Annotated in this window: 15 protein-coding genes; 3 read left to right on the top strand and 12 right to left on the bottom strand. The window is 46.7% G+C overall.

Annotated elements, in window-relative coordinates:
- Complete coding sequence (locus tag MHH56_RS04200) at nt 1-1,944, top strand: glycoside hydrolase family 15 protein (RefSeq protein WP_339206813.1); 1,944 nt, start codon at nt 1-3, stop codon at nt 1,942-1,944.
- A gap of 114 nt (nt 1,945-2,058) precedes the next feature.
- On the opposite strand, the gene MHH56_RS04195 is transcribed toward MHH56_RS04200, so the two are convergent.
- Entirely contained in the window at nt 2,059-4,401 is a 2,343-nt protein-coding gene (locus MHH56_RS04195) for an alpha-amylase family glycosyl hydrolase (protein ID WP_339206812.1), read from the bottom strand.
- Nucleotides 4,402-4,497: 96 nt separating this feature from the next.
- A complete protein-coding gene (locus MHH56_RS04190; RefSeq protein WP_339206811.1) occupies nt 4,498-5,517 on the bottom strand; it encodes a LacI family DNA-binding transcriptional regulator in 1,020 nt (339 codons plus the stop codon).
- Between the two features lie 414 nt (nt 5,518-5,931).
- Between MHH56_RS04190 and MHH56_RS04185 the strand changes: the two genes are divergently transcribed.
- Nucleotides 5,932-6,378, top strand: coding sequence for a Dps family protein (locus MHH56_RS04185; RefSeq protein WP_339206809.1), 447 nt, complete (start codon nt 5,932-5,934; stop codon nt 6,376-6,378).
- Between the two features lie 92 nt (nt 6,379-6,470).
- Here MHH56_RS04185 and MHH56_RS04180 read toward each other — a convergent pair whose 3' ends face one another.
- From MHH56_RS04180 to MHH56_RS04135, 10 genes are all read right to left on the bottom strand, one after another.
- A complete protein-coding gene (locus MHH56_RS04180) occupies nt 6,471-9,218 on the bottom strand; it encodes an FtsX-like permease family protein (RefSeq protein WP_339206808.1) in 2,748 nt (915 codons plus the stop codon).
- Nucleotides 9,212-9,898 carry an ABC transporter ATP-binding protein gene (locus tag MHH56_RS04175; RefSeq protein ID WP_339206807.1) on the bottom strand — a complete coding sequence of 229 codons (687 nt, stop codon included), beginning with the start codon at nt 9,896-9,898 and terminating at the stop codon, nt 9,212-9,214. The genes MHH56_RS04180 and MHH56_RS04175 overlap by 7 nt, the downstream gene beginning before the upstream one ends.
- A 97-nt stretch (nt 9,899-9,995) precedes the next feature.
- Nucleotides 9,996-11,306: a HAMP domain-containing sensor histidine kinase gene (locus MHH56_RS04170; RefSeq protein WP_339206805.1), complete on the bottom strand. Its 1,311-nt coding sequence runs from the start codon at nt 11,304-11,306 to the stop codon at nt 9,996-9,998.
- Nucleotides 11,303-12,007, bottom strand: a complete 705-nt coding sequence (locus MHH56_RS04165; RefSeq protein ID WP_076268821.1) for a response regulator transcription factor — start codon at nt 12,005-12,007, stop codon at nt 11,303-11,305. Before MHH56_RS04165 ends, MHH56_RS04170 begins: the two co-directional genes overlap by 4 nt.
- A gap of 136 nt (nt 12,008-12,143) precedes the next feature.
- A complete protein-coding gene (locus MHH56_RS04160) occupies nt 12,144-12,776 on the bottom strand; it encodes a fumarylacetoacetate hydrolase family protein (RefSeq protein ID WP_339206804.1) in 633 nt (210 codons plus the stop codon).
- 45 nt (nt 12,777-12,821) lie between these two features.
- Nucleotides 12,822-14,771 carry an ABC-F family ATP-binding cassette domain-containing protein gene (locus MHH56_RS04155; protein WP_339206803.1) on the bottom strand — a complete coding sequence of 650 codons (1,950 nt, stop codon included), beginning with the start codon at nt 14,769-14,771 and terminating at the stop codon, nt 12,822-12,824.
- A gap of 158 nt (nt 14,772-14,929) precedes the next feature.
- A complete protein-coding gene (gene fumC / locus MHH56_RS04150) occupies nt 14,930-16,315 on the bottom strand; it encodes a class II fumarate hydratase (protein WP_076268818.1) in 1,386 nt (461 codons plus the stop codon).
- A gap of 101 nt (nt 16,316-16,416) precedes the next feature.
- Nucleotides 16,417-17,307, bottom strand: a complete 891-nt coding sequence (locus tag MHH56_RS04145) for a glycoside hydrolase family 43 protein (RefSeq protein WP_339206801.1) — start codon at nt 17,305-17,307, stop codon at nt 16,417-16,419.
- Between the two features lie 109 nt (nt 17,308-17,416).
- The gene (locus MHH56_RS04140; RefSeq protein ID WP_076268815.1) at nt 17,417-18,085 is read right to left on the bottom strand and encodes a bifunctional 2-keto-4-hydroxyglutarate aldolase/2-keto-3-deoxy-6-phosphogluconate aldolase; all 669 of its coding nucleotides are present in this window, start codon (nt 18,083-18,085) and stop codon (nt 17,417-17,419) included.
- Nucleotides 18,086-18,184: 99 nt separating this feature from the next.
- Nucleotides 18,185-18,496 (bottom strand): Dabb family protein, encoded by a 312-nt coding sequence (locus MHH56_RS04135; protein ID WP_076268814.1) that lies wholly within the window; start codon nt 18,494-18,496, stop codon nt 18,185-18,187.
- A gap of 241 nt (nt 18,497-18,737) precedes the next feature.
- Between MHH56_RS04135 and MHH56_RS04130 the strand changes: the two genes are divergently transcribed.
- Nucleotides 18,738-22,811, top strand: coding sequence for a bifunctional 2',3'-cyclic-nucleotide 2'-phosphodiesterase/3'-nucleotidase (locus MHH56_RS04130; protein WP_339206800.1), 4,074 nt, complete (start codon nt 18,738-18,740; stop codon nt 22,809-22,811).
- The last annotated feature ends 31 nt before the right edge of the window (nt 22,812-22,842 follow it).

Below are 22,842 nucleotides of genomic sequence, written 5' to 3'. Positions count from 1 at the left end.
ATGTCAAATAAAAAACCATTTTTAGTGGATGCCATTATCGGCAATTCCAAGTTTCTCGCATCGCTTGGCCGCACAGGCAAAATGTATCGCCTGTGGTGGCCGAACATTGATTTGCCGCAGCATGTAGACGCTATCCGCACAGGAATTCAGTGGGCGCAATCCCCTGTTTCCTGGTTTGATGAAGAAACGAACGGCTTCACTCATGAGACGGCATATGTTGCAAAAACAAACATTTTGCAAGTGAATGCTCGTACTGACCAACAGCCCGTTCAAGTGGACAGCTTACATTTTGCTGTTCCCGGCCAAGATATTATCGTTCGTGAATACACGTTCACAAACGTCAGCGATCAAGCTGCTTCCTTCTCGTTTATCGTTCACTCTTCATTTCTCGTAAGCGAGAATAATCTATATAACACAACTATGTTTAATGCCGCTGAAGACTCCTTGGTTCATTTCCGCCATAAGTATTATTTTGCGCTTTCAAGTGCAAACGTATGCACAGGTTATCAATCAGGAATCAACTGGGATAACGTTCAGCATGGTGAGTTAAACGGCAATAACATTGATATGAAGCCAGATGGTGCGTTGAACTGGCGTATCAATGAGCTTGCAGCAGGCGCATCCGTAACGATTCCCGTTTATATAACAGCCGGCCATGATGAAGAAAGCGTACTGCTACAAATGCGTACTGCAAAAAGCAAAACAAGCGCAGAATGGGTCCAAGAAACGACGACCTACTGGCATGAATTTTTGGCTGCCGCTGCCCCTTGTCCGATTGATGACAACGAAATATCAGATCTATATGACCGTTCCCTGCTGATGTTCAAGCTCATGTCCGATGAGCAAACGGGCAGTATTATCGCTGCTCCAGAATTCGATGAAAATTTCACGCGCTGCGGGGGTTATTCCTACTGCTGGGGCCGGGATGCCGCATTCATTACGACTGCGCTTGATAAAGCAGGTCTTGGCGCTCTCTCCGACAGCTTCTATGCATGGACGCTTTCTGCCCAATCACCAGATGGTTCATGGCAGCAGCGGCATTATCATGATGGCAGCTTAGCACCGTCATGGGGTTTGCAAATTGATGAAGGCTCGTCGATTCTTTGGGGAATGTGGCAGCATTATTTGGAGAAAAAGGACTCTGACTTCGCTAAGCAGGTATGGCCTGCTGTAGAGAAAGGCGCATCCTTCTTGATGAGCTTCCTCGATGCAGAGAGCGGCTTGCCGAAGCCTAGCATCGACCTGTGGGAAGAGCGTGAAGCGTCGCATACGTACTCCTCAGCCGCTGTATACGGCGGGTTGACGGCAGCAGCGAGCTTTGCCGAGCTAGCAGGCAAACCTGAGCTTGCAGCTGAATGGACTGCTGCTGCGGAGCGGATTTCAGCAGCGATCAAAGAGCTATGCTGGAACGAGGAAGGCGGCCGATTCTACCGCGGAGTTGACCTAACGGTAAACGCAGGCAAATACGAGCAAGCCTTGGCAGCTGGCTCAACTGGTTATGTGACTGAAAGCAATAAAGGCTACAAGAAGCATGTTCTCGATCATGATGCTGTAATTGATATCAGCCTGCTTGGCATCGCTGTACCGTTTGGAGCGGTAGCGGCAGATGATGAATCCATGCGCCGCACTGCTGATGCAGTTGAAGCTGCATTGACTGTACCGGGCGTCGGCGGAATTAAGCGCTATGAGGACGATATTTATATTGGCGGTAACCCATGGATTCTCACTACACTATGGCTTGCTCACTATCGCATTCAAACCGGCAGCATTGATGAAGCGAAGCAATTGCTGAAGTGGGCGATGGACCATCGTACGGAGACCGGCCTCCTGCCAGAGCAAGTAGACAAAAACACCGGCGAAACCGCTTGGGTTGTCCCGCTTACTTGGTCGCATGCCATGTTTATATTGACGATTTTCATGCTTGCGGAAGCGGAAGCAAAGTAAAACAAAGTAAAACCTGCTCTATCCGATTTTAAAAAATCACAAATAAATGAAATCCCGACGGTTGCTTGAACCGTCGGGTTTTTTTATGCTTGAATTCCGCGCTGCTGATTTACATCAAGACCAATTGTAGACAGCAGTATCAGACGTGCCTGTCGAACTCGCAGGAGAAGTAAACGAGCGGTTCGTTCCGCTCTCCCAGATGACATTGCCGAGACTGTCCTTCTTAATGAACTTGAATTCGAAGGTCGTCCCTTTCGGCACACTTACCGGCAGGAACCATACTGGATAGTTCGGATTCATCATCGCTTCCGTCGATTTAGCTGCATCCCAGCTGCCGAGCTCAGGAATGCTGCCGACGATATGAATATTTTGTCCAACTGTCGTTGTGGCATTGACCTTAAAGATGACCTGCACCTGATCACCCGACAGTACCTCGTAAGTAAAGCTATTGCTGACATTTGTTCCTTTCGTAACCGTAATGCTGCGTGAACCGGCAGCTACAGCTGGAACGACAGCTTCGATAAACGTATCATTGTTAGATACGATCGTCGCAGCAACCGTACCGAATTTAACGGTAGCCGTGCCGCCTAAGCCCGTTCCGTAAATATAAACGGTATTGCCTGGGCGTCCTGAAGTAGAAACAACATCTCCGATTCTTGGAACCGTAGTGCCAAGCGATGGATTGTACGCCAAAATGTTAACCTCGCCGCCTGAAAGCGTGAAGCTGGAAATTTTATTTTGCCCTGATACGCTCGTAACCGTATTCGACGCGCCCATTAGCAGGCCGGACAATCCATCTGTGTAAGTTCCTACAGGCAACGTTGTATTAATTGCAGGAACCGTATACGAAATATCTGGCTGTCTATTTACAGCGACAATCACTTGCTTGTCGTAGAACTGACGCTGATAAACGAGAACATTGTCTGTGCTGTACAGAATGGAAGTTGTACCATAAGCGATCGCTTCGTTGGACTGACGCAAGGCCGATAGATTCTTGATCACTTTGAAAGCAGTTGTCGTCTCATCGAAAGCAGCCGCCTTCTGCATAAAGGAACGACCAGCAATATCGCTGCTGTCCGCGGAGGACATATACTGCTCCGTACCATAATAAATATTTGGTGTTCCACGTGATGTCATAAGCGTTGCGAGCGCAGCGTGATAAGGTTTATTGTTCGATTGAATATAACGGAACCGTGTAACGTCGTGGTTGTCGAGGAATGTTACCGCTTGATTCTCATAGGAATAATCGGCGCTCGTTTGTGTCAGCATATTACCGAAAGTAGACATCGTCTCGGAGAAGTTGCCGAAAGCATTTGTTGCTGAACGATAAAATTCAAAATCAAGATTATTCACGCCCGTACGGTCAGGGAAGGTACGGAATTCATCATATTTTGGGTCAGGCCTGCTGATAAAAAATTCACCAAAATGAGTGAGCGGGCCGCCTGCAGCGGAGTCAATGGCATCCTTCAAGCCTTTCGTGAAGGCAGGGTTCATATGCAGCGTCGCATCATGGCGGAAGCCATCAACCCCCTTTGATTTCCAGAACGTCGCTGCCTTCTCCAAATGCGCAACGACATTGGCATTCTCTTGCGAGAAATCTGCAAGCGAGCCGAGTTCCTTATGACGGAAGCCATAACGAGAATTGTCGCCTGCGCGATCGCCTAATCCGTGAAACCAGCCGTTTACATCATTATTCGGGTCGGCGATTAGGTTTTCTATTTTGCCATCGTTGTTGTAATCGTAAGGGTTGCCAGCAGCATTAAAGGCATAATTGCCGCTTGCGTCTTTATCCGGCTCATAGAGCTTACCGTCTTCTGGAGAATTGCCGTTAGTCGGGTTTTGCCAGCGGCTCGTATGATTCGTTACAAAATCAATGACCAGCTTCATTCCTTGATTATGGAGAGCATCACGAAGATTCTCAAAGTCCTTCATCAGCCCAAAATGCTGATTCGTTGCAAAATAATTGCGAACATGATATCCATGGAAGCTCGTCCATTTATTCATGCTGCCGCCAGGCTGATAATCCTCAATTACAGTATCTCTATTCTCGTAAGGCGCGGATATCCATACAGCTGTTACACCCATATTTTTCAAATAAGGAATTTTGTCGATAATCCCTTGCCAATCTCCGCCTTGATAAAGCTTTAAATCATTGCCATCCCCTTTGCCATCGCCATTCGCATCATCAAATAAAGCAGCGGAGGAGCCAGGAGGGATATTATTGCTTGTGTTGCCATCATAAAATCGATCCGTAATAATTTGATACACCGTATCCTTTGGCGTAACTGGACTAAGCGCGGACGATGCGGTTAATGCCTCTGCTTCTCTTGGATTAACACTAATTGCCGGCAATACAAGTGCTGCTGCTAATACGAACAATGCCAACCTTTTCCCTATAACCTTCATCCATTCAACACTCCCCACTATTTTGAAATGCAGATTTATTGCCCAGTTCAAAAAAACACCCTCCGTTTAGACGCATTATTTCACCTAGGCTCCTAGAAGTTTGGCATCACCCCCTTCATAGATTGCTGCTTATCGCGCTGCTTCTGTTCATTTCTTTACTGCTGTGCTTTGCCTAATGGTCAGCTCGACTCCAATTACGACCTTGCGATCGATAGCAGCATCCTTATCCATTTGTGCAGTCAGCAATTTCACAGCCGTCTGTCCTTTGAGCACAATATCCTGATGAACGGTCGTTAAGCCGGGCACCATATAATGGCTGTTTTGATTATCATCAAAGCCCATTACGGATACATCACGCGGCACAACGATACCGAGATCATGCAAGCCTTTAATTAGTCCAATAGCGAGAACATCCGATAAAGCGAATACAGCCGTTAGCTCCTGTCCTCTTGAAGCGATTTGAGATGCCGTGCGATAACCGCCAATGGAGGAGGTAGGAACCTCGAAAACATAGTCGCTTTGGTAGGTCATCCCTGCTTCTTCCAGCGCTCTCTTATAGCCTAGCCACCGTCTATGATTAACGCCTTCTTCGAGCAGTGTCCCGGTCAATAATGCGATGTTCTGGTGTCCAAGTGATAACAGATGTTTTGTTCCGATGTAACCCCCAAGCTCATCATCCAATCCAACCTGGTACAGCTCATCGTTTTTTAAATAGCTATCCATAAACACACAAGGCACATTCAACTCTAAAATTCGCTCGTATATCGGTGAACCCTCAAATACGCCAATAATGATCAAACCATCCAAATGGCGCTCACGAACGAATGAAAAGGTTTCATCCGGCTCTACCCCAACAAGAAGGACATGCAGCTTCTCGTTCCGTGCCCCTTCTTCAATGCCCGTAACAAGCTGCCAATAAAACGGATTGTCATGCAGTCTGCCTTTCTCCAAGAAAGGAACAATGACCGCTATTAGCGATGATTTCTTATCCTTTAAATTGCGGGCGGACATGCTTGGCGTGAAATTCATCTCAGCGATAGCTGCTTGAACCGACTGAACCGTGTTAGGCGCTACTCTGCCTGTTCCATTCAGTACGTTGGATACCGTAGCAATCGATACTTTTGCGCGTTTAGCAACATCTTTAATCGTTATTCGTTCCTGACTCATGACGAACCACCTTTACAATAATTAAACGTTTCATCTACGTCAAACACTTATGAACAAAGAGTTTAAATTAGGCGATATATGAATTTAATAAATAATTGATTAAACGTTTCATTTAATAATTCATACTATATTTTATCCTGTATATTTCTGTCAATCATTATTTTGTAAGCGCTCTACTTTATCCCGCCAGATAGCCTCTTCCATTACGTAATAAAAAGAAAAATGAGCTTCAATGCCAATAAGATGTTTCAACTCTAACAAAATGGTGTATACATATTGACAGACATCTTCTAGTTTGTAATAATTATAAACAAGGAGTTAGTCTAATTTAATTCAGAATTTGCAATCAACCTTTCCATTTTTGTATTCACTGACTGCAAATAGCGCAAACTACCATCAGAAAGGATGATCATTATGACAACACCTACAACTGTACAACAACATTTGAATCGCCAAATCGCCAACTGGAGCGTACTTTACATCAAGCTTCACAATTATCACTGGTACGTAAAGGGCTCCCAGTTTTTCACTTTGCATGCAAAATTCCAAGAGCTTTATGAAGAAGCTGCGCTTCATGTCGATGAAATCGCTGAACGCTTGCTTGCCGTGAAGGGTACGCCTATCGCAACCATGAAAGATTATTTGAAAACTTCTAGCATTGAAGAAGCATCCAATAAAGAAGATGCGACGCAAATGGTTGAGCAATTGATTAAAGATTTTACAACCTTAATCGGTGAACTGAAAGACGGTATGGAGGCCGCACAAAAGGCTGACGACGAAACAACAGCCGACATGCTCCTTGCTATTCATACGACACTTGAGAAGCATGTATGGATGCTTACCGCTTTTAATGGCAAATAATTGTTGCTCGTCCTATGCAAAAAGAGCTTCGGCAGTAAACTCACTGTCGAAGCTCCTTTATTTGCTTAGTGTTCTAGCCTGATACATCCATTTTAATCGCTGCTCATTTTGAGGACATCAACCGCTTTGAGCTTGAGTGCTGCCCTTGCTGGCGTAATATTAATGAGCAGAGAGGCCAACAGCAAGCCAGCTATAATGGGAAAAACAATATCGAATGGATACTCATACAGGAGGGCCGACTTATCGCCTTTCAAATCCTCTTTCACACTCTCGACAAACATATGAACCCCGCTAAGGCCTATCGCTAAGCCTGACAACAAACCCATCAAGCTTATAACAAAACCTTCGATAAACAGCATCCAAAATATGGACTTGCCGGGAACGCCGATGCAGCGCATCATTCCGATCTGTTTACTCCGCTCGCGCACGGCTCTATACAAAATAATCGCAAGCCCTAGCAAGCCAATAAGAGCGGATATAACCGTAAAACCTATGAATCCATAGCCAATTTGTTTATTAATCAATTGCTCCGCTGTATTTTGTACATAAGGTACATGAAAGGCCAGTACGCCTTCAAGTGCAAATCTTTCCTCCAGCTCCTTAGCCAGCTTAATGTCTTTATAATCAAATTGGAATAAAACGAAGCCAAGATCGGTTTGGTTGGGCCATTTGTGACCAAGCGTACGCAGCTCATCTACAACTTTTTTGTTCATCAAGGTTGTACCATAGAAATCTATTAACCCGGAAGCTGCGTCGTTACTTAAAAAACCAGCGATAATGAAATCTCGTTTCTGTGCCGGAACCCAAGCTTCTTCTCTCGATCGGAGCTTGCTCTTATATACAGGAAGCGTAATCTTATCGCCTGCCTTGAGATTTAATAATGGCATAGGAAACTTCTCTTTATAATAGTCAGGCAGGATCACATATGCAGGGTCATTCAGTACAGCCTGCCATGCTTCAGCATCGCTTGAGAACGCTGGCGATCGTGCATTTAATGCAAAGTTGTTATTAAGCAAGAGCTCCTTCGTAACGGGTATAATAGCTTGAGCTATGCCGTTCTCCTGCATACTAAGCATATAAGGCTCGACGACAACTTTCCCCTTCATATGCTCTTGTATCAACGGGTCAGCAGCGGCAACCGCTTCAATTTTATCCTTCTCCAGCTCAGATTGGTATACAGCATAACCACCAAAACCTAAGACGGTTTGATTTATGCGATCAACATTCCCGCTAGCCTGTATAAGCTGCGTAATGCCAACCAAAAATGCAATCAACATCATAACAAGTGCAAATAAAAGCGCTGCTGTGTACGTTCGTCCTTTATGTTGATTCGGGTATTTAAAAGCGAGCAGTATGGACAACGGCGGAACACCAATAAGCCGCAGCAGCTTTTGCAGCGGGACAGTCATTTTCCCCACTACATTAAGCGCGATAAATAACACTGTAAACACGGATGCTATCCAAGTAAGCACAATGGTAAGCATGTTGTCATTCGTTAATTCAGGCGGATCGATAAATGCAAATATAAAATGAACACAAGTAGCGGATAAACCTGCGACGATTACCCAGCGGTTTCGCGTTCGTTTCCACCCTTTCGCTCGCAGGGTCCCGCCGTCCGCTGAAGGCCCTCGCAGCGCTTCAACAATATTGAATCTGCTTGCTTTGCGAGCTGTTAATCCAGAAATGAAAAGAAGGAACAACAAGGTTGCAGCAAATACAGCCGCTGCTGTTAGGATTGAAACATGAGCTGTAATCGGCACAACGAGTCCAGCCATTTGAGACAAATCCGCAGCATAGAAGCTATAAAAAAATTGAATCAAACCATAACCGCCAGACAACCCTATCAGCGTACCAAGCAGCGCACTAGCTGCTGACAGCAAGAGCGCTTCAACCATGAACATCGCAGATATATTGTCTCGCGAGAATCCGATTGCTCGTAGAATACCGTACATCTCCCGCCTGGAATCGCCAATCATGACCAGCACCTGCCGCATAAACAGCATGCTCGATATAACGGCTACAATACTGATCATCCCAATAATGATCGAATAGTTCATATCATCGACTTCATTTTTATATTTGCTTTTCAAATTTTCTACATTGTAGGTATGCCCTGAAACAAAAAACATGCCGCCCAAGTTTACAGATGCATCAGAGTTTCCCGCCAGCATAGCCTCATAGCCATCTCCAGCTTGGCCAGACAGTTGACGCACTGCTTGCTCCGTACCGATTATTGTACCAGCAAATGCACCATATTCTTGGTAGCCAGTGAGTCCTCGCTGCTCTACTACCGCACGAATGCGAAATAACTTATCCTTGCCTGAGACAGAAACCTTTAGCGCGTCACCGACGTCAACATGCAGAAGCTTGGCTGTGTCATGGTTAATAATAAGCTCATCGTCAGCCAAGCCATTTGTCCATAAGTTTTCATAGGCAGGATCAAACCTTGCAGCTTCCTCCATAGAGAAGCCCATAAACAGCATATTTTTCAGGATGGATTGCTCACCCGTATTTGCAGCCTCAGCAAAAACAGCCGCTTCCGCCTTTACATAGGGAAGAATCGTATAGTCACTTTTTCGTGAGAAGTCTATTAAAAATGCAGCCTCTTCCGCGGAGAAACCGTCAGAATTAAGCTTCTCCGGCGTTAGCTTCCAGTTGATCGGGCCTAGATGCTTCTCAATCCAAGCTGCCCCGCTTCGCTCGACCGATTCATAGTTTACGGCACTAATAGCGATCAGCATAGCCCCGATGGCTCCAGCCATTATCGTGATCAACGTCTGCTTCCATTGTTTTCTCAGATGACTCAGCGCCATTCGCCATACAAGACGAGACGTTAGCATGACGAAACGCCCCCATCATGAATAACACGTCCGTTTTGCAATCGAATGGTGCGTGATGTTCGGTCAGCTACTTGTTGATCATGCGTCACAATAACGATCGTTGTGTTGTAATGGCGATTGAGCATCTCCAGCATGCCAATGATTTGATCCGCCGTTTCCGTATCAAGCGCGCCTGTAGGCTCATCTGCCCAAATGATATCGGGTCTCCCTACAATAGCTCTAGCGATAGCAACTCGTTGATTTTGACCGCCCGATAGTTGATTAGGATATTGATTAGCTTTATCAGACAGCCCAACCTCTTTGAGCGCTTCAAGCGCTCTCGCTTTGGCCTTATTGGCATCACTGCCTGCGGCAATGAGCGGCAGCGCCGTATTCTCCCAAGCATTCAGCACCGGGATGAGATGATAGGATTGAAACACGAACCCCATTTTCGCAAGCCGCAGCTTAGCAATCTTTTCGTCTTCCCATGAATGAATGGGCGCGTCTCCAATCCATACTTCGCCTTTATCGCTGGACTCGATGCCAGCCATAATATGCAGCAGCGTTGATTTGCCGCAACCGGAGGCGCCCGTAATGGATACCATTTCTCCTTTAGTAATTGTAAAAGATACGTCCCGCAGCGCTCTGACCGCTGCTTCTCCCTTGCCATACGTCTTACATAATTCCTTTATCTTTATCATCTCTTCAATCCTCACCCCTTGTTCCATTGAATGCTATCACTTTATCAAATCGATATGCATTCTTAATGGAGCAAATATGCAGAACTTGTGCAGATGGCTAGTCTTTGATGATGGGGAGGCTTAACGTAAACGCAGCTCCTTTGCCATAGCTGCTCGACACATCAAGCGTTCCGCTGTGGGCATGCGCGAATTGCTTCGCTATGGCGAGCCCAAGGCCCAGCCCTGAGCCGCGTTTGCTTGCTCTAGCTTGTCCAGCTCCTCTATAAAAGCGGTCAAAAACAAAAGCAAGCTCCTCCTCTTCAATTCCCAAACCATCATCGAGAATCGTCAATTCCGCATATCCAGCTTCTAAGCTAAGCTCGATTCGCAGCTCATGGCGTGCATGCTGCAGCGCATTCCCAATCAAATTAATAATAATTTGCCTGATCCTTGCTTCATCCGCATAAATACGAATATCATGCTCCATCTGTACCGTTGCCTGTATCGTATGTTCATCCGATTGTACGACAAGCGTCTCAGCAACCGCCGCAGCTAGCGCGGTAAGTGAAAACCAGCTTTTGCTTAAGGACAAATGGCCAGATTCCGCTAGCGAAAGCTCCTGTAAATCTCGAACCAGCTTAGTGAGACGCAGCGTCTCATCATGAAGCGATACAGTACGCGCTAATGGCAGCGGCAATCCCTCCTGAATGGCATGATCCAGCTGCGTCCGCATGACTGCAATCGGCGTTCGAAGCTCATGAGCAATGTCAGCTACCATCGTTCGCCTAACCGTTTCTAGTCGTTCTACGCGCCGCACAAGCCCATCTATTTGATCGAGCGCATCCGTGAGATGCTTGTCCCCGTGTATACGATTATTTGCTGATAAAGAGGCTCGTTCCCAAATTAACGCCGCTATTCGCCGCTCCGTTTGTTTTGAAACATTGTGCGAGCGTTGAATAACCCATAATCCAATGCTGTATATCAACATAGCGAGCAACAGCGGCGGCAATACCATTCTCATACTTATAAGTTTCTGAGCTCTAGTCGATACCTGCGTATACCCGACAATCGAGCCATTTGAGAGTACGGCTATTTTCCGCGCGTCTTTATCCGTATTTTGCTTAATGGCCAGCGTGGCTATCTCGGTTATGGCATCTTTGTCATAAACGATAATGGACAGCGACTTGTGTCCGGAAATCATGTAACGATCATGCTGCAGCCGATCCTCAAGCCCGATCCAGCTTCCCGTCGACTCATAAAAAAGCTTGGCGTATCCATTCCAAAACAGCTGCATCTTCTTAAGCTCTGTCCGATCGATACTGTTCATCATCCATAAGGTACAAATAAATGCAACAACGACAGCAATCATACATATGTAAACTAATCTAAGTTTCTCACGATGCATGCTTGTACTGCTATAGCTCTTCACAGTACTTCCTCCGTAAAGCGATAGCCAACTCCATACACGGTTTGAATGAGCTCACGCTTCTCATCGCCGCCCTCCAGCTTGCGCCTCAAATTGCGAATATGTGAATCGAGCGTTCGCTCATAACCGAGAAAACCGTCGCCAAGCGCCTCATCCATCAAATGTGTTCGTGTAAACACTCTGCCTGGATTTGCCGCGAGCTTCCAAAGCAGCAAAAATTCAGTACGGGTCAAGTCAAGTCTGTGCTCATTGAGCACAGCTGTGAAGCGCTGCTGATCGAGCATGAGCGGGCCTCTATAAATAATCGATTCGTCAGGCGCAGGAAGGGATGGTTCCCCATGCTTGCTTGCTCTGCGCATAACCGCTTTAATTCTCGCACTTAGTTCACGAAGCCCAAACGGCTTCGTCAAATAATCGTCCGCACCAAGCTCCAGTGCCAGCACCTTATCGAATTCATCACCCTTGGCTGTAACCATAATGAAGGGCAGCTTCCACTCTTTTTCATTACGCTTGCAAATGTCTATTCCGCTTGCTCCACCAGGCAGCATCCAATCTACTAGCAGCAAATCCGGATTCATCTGCTTAATGAGCGGCTCCGCTTCGGTCAATGAGGAAGCGCCATAAACCTCCACCGATTCTTTCCGCAAATAATCAGCGCATTCCTGAAGCAGCTGCTGCTCATCCTCAATCCATACGACTTTCATCTTACACTCACACTCCCCTAAATAAATTGTTGCATAAAAAAACAGTTCTTCCAAGTAGGGAAGAACTGTCTTTTTATACAATTCTATGGATGTTCGCTAAACAAACTCGCTGCTGCGAAATGATAATCAATTGATCTTATACAAGCTTTACGCTGCAGCTGCCTACAGCTGTACCTGCCCATAATGCTTGCAGCTGGTCACCGTCATGCAAAGCAGCCACCCCTGCTGGCGTTCCTGTGAATAGAAGATCGCCGGCGCCAAGCCCGTAATGCTCTCCAACGAATTGAATCAGCTCCGATACGCTGAATAACATATCGCTGGCATTGCCGCGCTGCGCCTCTTCGCCATTTCGCAAGAGCACAAACTCTTTTTCGGCAAGAGCCGCTGCACCTGGGTAAGGAAGCCATTCACCAAGCGGAGCTGAGTTTTTAAACCCTTTGGCCGCAAGCCATGGCTGTCCCTTAGCCTTCAGCTTGGACTGAACGTCACGAAGCGTTAAGTCCAAACCAAGCGCCATGCCGTCAATGCATTGTTCTGGATCGATGCCCGGCTCATAAGCACGGCCAATCCGCAGTACGATTTCAAGCTCAAAGTGCACCTCGCCTACATTACCGGGAAGATCTACAGTGTTGCCTGCCATTGGAACAATGGCATGCGACGGCTTTGTAAACACGAGCGGCTGATCAGGCACCTCATTGCCAAGCTCCAAAGCGTGAAGTTTATAATTTCGACCGATACAATAAATATTACGAATCTCATTGCTGCTCATGAACAATGCCGCCTTTCTATTTCAACTAGGTTAAATCGGTTTCGTTTACTTCTGTGCAGAGATTTGCTCAGCCAATTCATTCAGTTCTGCCCAGCGGTCCATTAGCTTCTCCAGCTTTTCTTCCAGCTGCTGCTGCTCTGCTGCCAGCTCAAGGAGACGAGCAGAATCGCTGCTTGCAGCTTCCATGCGTGAGGCGATTTCGCTGATCTCGGTTTCCGCAGCCTCAATCCAGCCATCGATTTGTTCAAAGTCCTTTTGATCCTTGTAGGACATTTTGAGTGTACGTCCCTTAAGCGCGGGTTTCACAGCCGCTTCTGAACTCTTCACCTCTGCGCTCGAAGCCGCTTTTGCAACGGCGGTATCGGCTGCAACCGCTGATGGAGTAGTTCCAGCGCCGTATTTCTCAACAAACGCTTGGTAATCTGAATAGTTGCCAGTGTGATGTGCAATAACGCCATTGCCCTCGAACGCGATAATCTTGTCTACTGTCCGATCAAGGAAATAACGATCATGAGAGACAACGAACACCACGCCTGGGAAATCGTCAAGATAATCCTCCAGCACTGTAAGTGTGGAAATATCCAAGTCATTCGTCGGCTCATCGAGCAGCAGCACATTCGGCGCATTCATTAACACGCGCAATAGCTGCAAGCGGCGCTTCTCGCCGCCGGACAGCTTCGAAATCGGTGTCCACTGCATCGTAGGGGAGAATAGGAAACGCTCCAGCATTTGTCCCGCCGATATGGTCGAGCCATCAGCCGTCTTTACTTGCTCAGCGCCCTCGCGGATATATTCGATCACTCGCAAAGACTGATCCATCTCTTCATGCTCTTGCGAGAACCAGCCCAGCTTGACTGTTGTACCAAGGTCCACGGTTCCTTCGTCTGGCGTTAATTGCCCTGTAATCAGCTTCATTAGCGTTGATTTCCCGCTTCCGTTGCGTCCGACGATGCCTACTCGGTCCTCTGGAACGGCAATATAGCTAAAATCGCGAATAAGCGTCCGATCACCAAAGCTTTTTTTCACATTTTCCATTTCAAGGATTTTCCGGCCCAGCCTAGTCGAAGCTACGGATACGTCCATCTTCCCGCCAGCTTGCTTCGGTGCATCTGCCTTAAGCGCCTCAAAGCGATCAATACGCGCCTTTTGCTTCGTTGATCTTGCTTTTGCCCCTCGTCTGATCCACGCGAGTTCATTGCGCAGCAAATTTTGACGCTTCGATTCCGTTGAAGCTTCCCGCTCCTCGCGGTCCAGCTTCAGCTCAAGGAAACGACTGTAGTTTGCTTGATAGAAATGGGCTTGGCCTTTATCGAGCTCAATGACGCGGTTACTGACACGATCAAGGAAATACCGATCATGCGTAATCATGAGCAATGCGCCTCTGCGTTTTTGCAGCATGCCTTCGAGCCAAGCTACGGAATCATTATCGATATGGTTCGTAGGCTCATCCAGAATGAGCACATCGGAAGGAAGCAATAATGCAGCAGCCATAGCGACACGCTTGCGCTGGCCGCCGGACAACGTCTCTACCTTCGCTTCAAAATCATTAATGCCAAGCTTTGACAGCGCCATCTTCGCATCGCTCTCTAGCTGCCATGCATCAAATTCATCCATAAGCTGATTTGCCTTAATCAGCTTATCTTGCAGCGCTACATCGCTTGGATTAAGCTCAATCGCTTCCATTGCCGCAGCATAAGCCTGCACAGCTCTTAGCTGAGGAGAATCTCCGCCAAGCACATGCTCCAGCGTCGTTTCGTTCGGAGCAAATACCGGATCCTGCGCCAGCATTCTAACCGTTACCCGGTTGCCGATCGACACTGTGCCTGAGTCAGCTTGTTCTAGGCCCGCAATCACCTTAAGAAAGGTGGACTTTCCCGTGCCGTTCACACCAATGATGCCGACTTTGTCGCCATCCTCTACGCCAAATGTTACATTTTCGAACAATAGCTTCTCGCCATAGCTCTTCGTTATATGTTCTACAGACAATAAATGCATGAGACAAACCTACTTTTTTGGAATAGTATTGCTGCGATTGCAGCCCCTCGTATCATACCATAAAAAGCCCATATCATAACATGAACCTCTGTACAGCAAAAAGAATCAGCACCTTGTCCCATGAGACAAGAGCTGATCCTTTCTTATTTAGCTATTTATTAACGCTTTCCGATCATGTTTTCGGGACGAACAAATTCATCGAATTGCTCTGAAGTAAGCAAGCCGCTCGCGATAGCCGACTCCTTCAATGTTAGTCCTTTTTTGTGTGCGTTTTTGGCAATGGCAGCCGCATTCTCGTAGCCGATATGCGGATTAAGCGCTGTGACCAGCATCAGCGACTGATCCAGATTACGTTTGATTACTGCTTCGTTTGGCTCAATGCCAACCGCACAGTTGTCGTTGAATGAAACCATGCCATCAGCAAGAAGGGCTACTGATTGCAGGAAGTTATAAATGATAACTGGTTTGAATACGTTTAGCTCGAAGTTTCCTTGGCTTGCTGCCATCGAAATAGCCGTATCATTGCCAATCACTTGGCATACTGCCATCGTCAAAGCTTCACTTTGCGTTGGATTAACTTTACCTGGCATAATCGAGCTGCCCGGCTCGTTCTCTGGAATCGAAATTTCACCGATGCCGCAGCGAGGACCGCTTGCCAGCCATCTTACATCGTTTGCAATTTTCATCAAATCAGCCGCCAGCGCTTTTACGGCACCATGCGTGTATACGATTTGGTCGTGGCTTGTAAGCGAGTGGAATTTGTTCTCCGCCGTTACAAATGTTTTGCCCGTAAGCGCCGTTACTTCTTGCGCTACTGCAACTGCAAAGTCAGGGTGAGCGTTAAGGCCCGTACCAACTGCCGTACCGCCAAGCGCTAGATCGCGCATCGTTTCTACGCTTTGAACTAACATGGCGCGCGTTCTGTCCAGCATGGAGTACCAGCCGCTGATTTCTTGACCAAGCGTAATTGGTGTAGCATCTTGAAGATGAGTACGCCCGATTTTCACAATATCGTTAAACTTCTCCGCTTTCGCACGAAGCGTGCCATTCAGTAGATCAAGAGATGGAAGCAAGCGATCCTCGAGCGCAATTACGCCAGCAATATGCATCGCTGCAGGGAATGTATCATTCGAGCTTTGTGAGCGGTTTACGTCATCATTCGGGTGGATGCGCACTTCGCTTCCGCGTTCTGCAAGCAAGTTATTCGCACGGTTAGCAATAACCTCATTTACGTTCATGTTCGTTTGCGTGCCGCTGCCTGTTTGCCATACGACTAATGGAAAATGCTCATCCCATTTGCCTGAAACGATTTCGTCTACCGCTTCACCAATAATCGCTGACTTTGCTGCATCCAAAACGCCAAGCTTCTCATTGGCTTGCGCGGCTGCTTTTTTAATATAAGCCATCGCATACACCACTTCGATCGGCATGCGCTCACCGCTAATTTTGAAGTTTTGCAAGCTGCGTTGCGTTTGTGCGCCCCATAGCTTATCCGCAGGAACCTGAATCTCGCCCATTGTGTCCTTCTCAATACGATAATCCATTAATTGAACGACTCCTTTAATCAATTGTGTTTTCTCTTTTTTGACCCTGTTTCTGTTATAACGCTATTCCTGATCAGAATCAAGCAAAGCTCCCAAATCGGTTATAAGAACTGCGCTTTTACTTTTCGCTGCAGCGTACCGTTCTTCTCTTCGATTTCAATAAATACTGCTCTTTCATCCGGCTCATTGTTGGGTGCGTGCATGGCAAGCATAAGCTGTCCTTCCAATGAGCGGAATAACATCCCGTGTCCACCATCCTGCGGGAAAAGCGTCTCCTCATCCTGCGTCCATGGCCCTTCAATCGTTCCGCTGGCTGAACGGGCGATCCCAATAGCGTAGCCATTTTTCGAACCGCTTGACCAAAGCATAAGCAGCTCGCCTGCTTGATTACGATATAGATAAGGGCCGTCTGTAATATAGTTGTTATGATCATCGCCAAATGGAATGGCCCAAGCTGCTTCCGATGCGGAGAAAAGCGTGATCGGCTCTCCAGCCGCTTCCTTTAAATCTGCGGTCAATGGAATGGCGCACATTTTACCATCATTCACCTGCACCCATTCTTGGCAAAATACCATCCATGGAGTTCCATCCGCTTCGATATGCAGCGTACCGTCAAGACATTCCCACTCCAATGGAGTGACGGGCTTATCTGTAAGCGGGACAAAAGGCCCAAGAGGGCTTTCCGCTATTAAAACCTGTGTTGCGCGCCGCTTATCCTCTGACTTAAATGAAGCAAACATATAGTAGCTGTTATCGTAAACATACACTTCAGGCGCCCAAAAATGATGATCCGACCAAAAAGCTGGCGCTGGCCTGAAGGCTGGATAAGGCCCATCCCAATTCTCAAGATCGGTGCTTTTGTACGTATCGAACCCCGTCCCTGGAGCTGACCATACATTCTCATCCGTTGTACCATATAGGTAATAACATTTCTCTTGCTCATTTACGAGTATGTAAGGATCACGAATTCGAATTTGCTCTCGTTTCAGCATTGGCTGGATTTCCTCCTCTAAACTAGTCACGTAACTATGAGAAAATGATATCCCTTCTTATATTTCAAAAAAAAGAACCTGACAGAGGCAGCCTCCGTCAGGTATTTGATTAAAGTCCTTTTGCTTCGCGGTAAGCTGCGATATAAGCAGCGGCTTTCTTCTCAATGAGCGAGAAATCGCCCGTTTTTACAGCGTCCTTCGTTAGATCGGATCCGATACCGACCGCAACCGCGCCCGCTTTGATCCAGTCCTTTAGGTTGTCGAGCGATACGCCGCCGGTTGGCATAACGTTAGCCTGCGGCAACGGTCCTTTAATAGAAGGAATCACGCTTGGTGAATATAGATTTCCTGGGAACAGCTTCACGATATCAACGCCCAGCTCCAATGCCGTTTGAATTTCGTGAATGGTCATAGTACCCGGTAAAATAGGAACCGCATAGCGATTGCAAAGCTTGATCGTATCCGGATTAAGCGCTGGAGAAACGACATATTCCGCCCCTGCCAATATAGCAGCGCGTGCCGTTTCTGGATCTAGTACTGTGCCGACGCCGATAATAGCAAAGTTGTCAGCATCAGGTGATACGGAGCTTGAATACTCTTTGGATAATTGCTCGATAGCACGCAGCGCAAATGGCACAGTCATCGTAATTTCAATCGCTTTGATACCGCCCTTAATTGCACGGCGTGACATTTCCACAACTTCCTCAGGCGAGTCTGCACGCAATACCGCCACGACGCCGGCATCCGTCAACTGCTGAAGCACTCTCAGCTTTTTCATCTTTTAGTCCCTCATCCCATTATGTTCGTATTTGTTCGAAAATGTGTTATCTCTACCGCTCATTATATGTCGTTTCAGCTAAATCATCAATGGAACGTCCTACTTCGCGTAATCGATTTCAAGAAACTTTTCTACTTCTGTCACCCAACGTTCATTTACAAACTGCACATGCAGCGGATGCTCGTTATAAGCATCGTAATCAGCCTGATTCGCAAATTCCATTGCGAAGCCATGGCGGTAGTCATTTTTCCCGCTTACTTGCTTATACACTTGAAAGTTCTTTACAGACGGAATCGAAGTAAGAATCCGCTCTCCATCCTCCAAAAACTGCTGTTCCTCCGCAGAGCCTTGTTCATGCTTCAAGTTAAAAATGACGGAGTGCAATATCCAGTCTTTTGTTTGCGTTGTCATACGTTTCACTCCTTCTTCTCTATGAAATGGTTTTGTTCCTATAAAAATAACATAAACAAGCTGCTAAGTGGAACGCTTTTCGTTACAAAGCCTTCCATTTTTTGTTCTTGTTCCTTTTTCAAAATATACATTATTATTAGCTTGGTTCTATTAAATTCCGAAAATATAGTATTGGAATTTAGTAGCTTCTGCTCTATTATGTTTATGTTAACATTTATGACATGAGAGGAAGATTGGTAGAATGCAAGAAGGTCAGCTTAAGGGGAAAAAGGGTTTACGAAAGCTCGCTGTCTCATCATTGACTTTATTCGTGCTGTCGATGCCGTTTAACGGCATGTTCACAGCAGCAGCGGATGCAGGGTCCAGCGTGAAACTCAGAATCATGGAAACAACAGACATTCACACCAATCTTGTGCCGTACGATTATTACAAAGATGCCGTTTCCAATACGGTCGGATTTGCTAGAACTTCAAATCTGATTAAAGCGGCTAGAGCAGAATCAAAGAACACATTCCTTGTTGACAACGGTGACCTTATCCAAGGCACGCCGCTTGGCACTTACAAGGCTGTCGTAGCTCCAATTAAAGACAAAGAGATTCATCCCGTTTATAAGGCCATGAATCAACTTGACTACGACGTTGCTACCCTTGGCAACCATGAATTCAACTATGGATTAGATTATTTGGACAACGCTCTTAAAGGCGCCAATTTCCCTTATGTGAGCGCAAACGTATATATCGATGATAAGGACTCGAATCCGGATAACGATGTGAACCGCTTTGAGCCCTACAAAATTATTACGAAAAAAGTCGTTGATGAATCCGGTCAGGAGCAGACGCTGAAAATCGGTGTTATCGGCTTTGTACCTCCGCAAATTACACAGTGGGACAAAACTTGGCTTGAAGGTAAAGTCATTACGAAGGATATTGCCGCAACTGCTGAGAAATTTGTACCTAAAATGAGAGCGGAAGGCGCGGACATTATTATTGCTATGGCGCACACGGGCTTTAATGGCAACTCTCAAGCAAATACTAACGCTGAGGATGCTGTACTGCTTCTAAGCAAGGTGTCTGGTATTGATGCAATTACATTCTCTCATACTCATAAAGTATTCCCTGCAGTTGACGAGAAATCGCTCGACGCTTTATTTAAGGATGCTTCTGGCAAAGTATATGCAAGCGTTGACAATGCGAAGGGCACGATTAATGGAGTGCCTGCCGTACAAGCTGGATACGGCGGAAGCAATCTAGGAATTATCGATTTGTCGCTAGAGAAACAGGACGGCAAATGGAAAGTTGCTGGCTCCCAGTCCTCCACGAAAGCGATTTACGATAGCGCAGCGAAGAAACCGCTTGTTGAAATCGATCAAGCAATCATCGACGCCGTGAATGGTGATCACGAAGCAACGATTAAATACGCAAACAACCCTATCGGAACAACAACAGCGCCGATTCATAGCTATTTTGCGCTCGTACAAGACGACCCTTCTGTTCAGATCGTAACGAACGCACAGAAATGGTATGTTGAAAACTATATTAAGAAAAACCTGCCAGAATACAAGGACACGCCAATCTTGTCCGTAGGCGCTCCATTCAAAGCGGGACGCAATGGCGTTGAGGAATTCACAGAAATTAAAGCCGGCCCGCTCGCGATTAAGAGTGCAGGCGATCTCTATCTCTACGACAACACGCTTAAAGCGATCATGGTTAAGGGTTCTGTTGTGAAAGAATGGCTGGAAATGTCTGCTGGCAAATTCAATCAAATCGATCCAAGCAAATCGGAAGAGCAAGAACTGCTTAATCCTTCATTCCAAGTGTATAACTTTGACGTGATCGATGGCGTAACTTACCAAGTAGACGTTACTAAACCAGCTAAATATAAAGTTGATGGCACGATTAATGATGCAGCTTCCAGCCGGATCATTAAGTTAAACTACAAGGGTAAGCCGGTAGATCCAAATCAAGATTTCATCGTTATTACTAACAATTACCGTGCTGGCGGCGGCGGCAACTTCCCAGGCGTTAAAGGAAGCAAATATATTATTGACGCACCGGACGAAAACCGCCAAATCTTAATGGATTACATTAGCACGAATAAGCAAATTAACCCATCGATCGATAACAACTGGTCGATTGCTCCAGTTATGGGCGATGTAAAGGTTACATTCACTTCATCTCCAAAAGCGGCGGAGTATGCAAAAACAACGAACAACATCCGTTACTTGGATAAAGTCGATGAAAAGGGCTTCGGCATCTTCTCCCTCGACCTAAACAAGCTATTTACTGATGTACCAGCTTCTCACTGGGCTTCACCTGCCATTAATGAGCTGGTGGCAAAACAAATCGTTACAGGCAAAACGGATACCACTTTTGAGCCAAACACGAACGTTACCCGCGCGGAATTCGCGACACTGCTCGTGAAAGCTTTGAAATTGACTGCGAAAAGCAAAAGCTCGTTCACCGATGTTCCAGCGACTGCATGGTATGCGGAATCCGTTGCAGCGGCAAGCGAGAACGGCTTGGTTAACGGAGTTTCCAAAGGCAAATTTGCTCCAAACGACAAAATTACGCGTGAGCAAATGGCGGTAATGGCAAGCAACGCATTGAAACTTAAAGCAGGCAAAGAGACTATCGTAGCGGAAAGCAAAATAATGTCCGACGATGCTCAAATTAGTGCTTGGGCAAAAGCTGGCGTGAATATCGTCGTTGACCGCGGGGTTATGAACGGACGCGGCGAAGGCAAATTTGTCCCTAAAGCTTCATCGACTCGTGCGGAAGCGGCGAAAGTCGTTCATACGCTGATCAGCGATATTTCGGTACAATTGCTGGGCATTAACGATTTCCACGGACAATTGGATTACAAAAAAGATGTAAAAGATGCAGCGGGCAAAGTCGTGTCGACACTCGGAGGCGCGGATTATTTGGCCACATATTTGAAACAACGCGAAGCTTCGAATCCGAACACGCTGCTTGTGCATGCTGGCGATGCCGTTGGTGCTAGCGCACCGGTATCCGCGATGCTGCAGGATGAGCCGACGATCGATTTCTTGAACCGTCTCGGCTTCGATATCGGCACACTCGGCAACCATGAGTTTGACGCTGGCGCAGCTGAAGCACTCCGCTTAATCAACGGAGGCAAAAACCCGAAAACGGGCAAGGATTTCGCAGGTGCAAACTTCCCTTATGTCGCTGCAAACGTAGTGGATGCAAACGGCAAACCGCTGCTTGACGCCTACAAAGTACTTGAAGTTGGCGGAGTTAAAGTCGGTTTTATCGGGGTCGTAACGAATATTACGCCTTCTGTCGTAAAAGCTGAAAGCATTAAAGGTCTTAACTTTATCGAGCAAGCTCCAGCGGTTAACAAAGCAGTGAAAGAGCTGCAAGCGAAGGGCGTGCACACCATCGTTATTTTGGCGCATGATCCATTCGATGGCAAAGCCGACGCTCCAACTGGCGAAGTTGTCGATCTGGCTAACAACGTTGATGATGATGTAGACGTCATCTTCGCAGGCCACAACCATGGCGGCCTGAACAAAATGATCGACGGCAAGCTTGTCATTGAAGCCTTTTCTTATGGTACGGCATTCTCTGATGTGGATCTAGTTATCGATCGTGCAACGCATAATGTTATTTCCGCTAAAGGCGAAGTCGTTGAAGTGAAACGCGAAGGCGTTACGCCGGATGCAGAAATTGCACAAATGATCAAATCGTACCAAGAGCTGAACGCTCCAGTTATGAACGCACCGGTTACTAAAACGGATGCTGCCATTACACGTACAGCTAACGCTTCCGGCGAATCAGCGCTAGGAAACCTAATTGCCGATGGCATGCGCGAAGTAATGAAAGCGGACTTTGCATTCATGAATTCGGGCGGAATCCGTAATGAACTTCCACAAGGAAATGTCACTTACGGAAACATGTTCTCCGTACAGCCTTTCGGCAACGTGCTCATTAAGATGACGCTGACTGGCGCGCAAATGAAAGAGCTGATGAATCAGCAATGGGCAGGAACAAGCCCGAAGATTGGCCAAATTTCCGGTTTCACATATAAGTATGACGATAGCAAGCCAGACGGCCAAAAGATTGTTGAAATCAAGAAAGCCGATGGCACTGTTCTAGATGACGCAGCAGCCTATACGATTGTCGTGAACGATTTTATGGCAACAGGCGGCGACGGCTACACGGTGCTCTTGAAAGGAACAAACCGTGAGGCTGGCCCTGTAGATCTTGACGCTACGATCACATACATTAATGCGAAATCCACAGCCGGTACTATATCGGCAAAAATTGAAGGCCGCTTTACTAAAGTGAACTAATCACCTGTTAAAAGAAAATCCCCCTCGCCGA

Source organism: Paenibacillus sp. FSL K6-3182, from assembly GCF_037976325.1.
GTDB lineage: Bacteria > Bacillota > Bacilli > Paenibacillales > Paenibacillaceae > Pristimantibacillus.
Note: the sequence above shows the minus strand (reverse complement) of the source record. Positions and strands in the feature narration are given on the sequence as shown.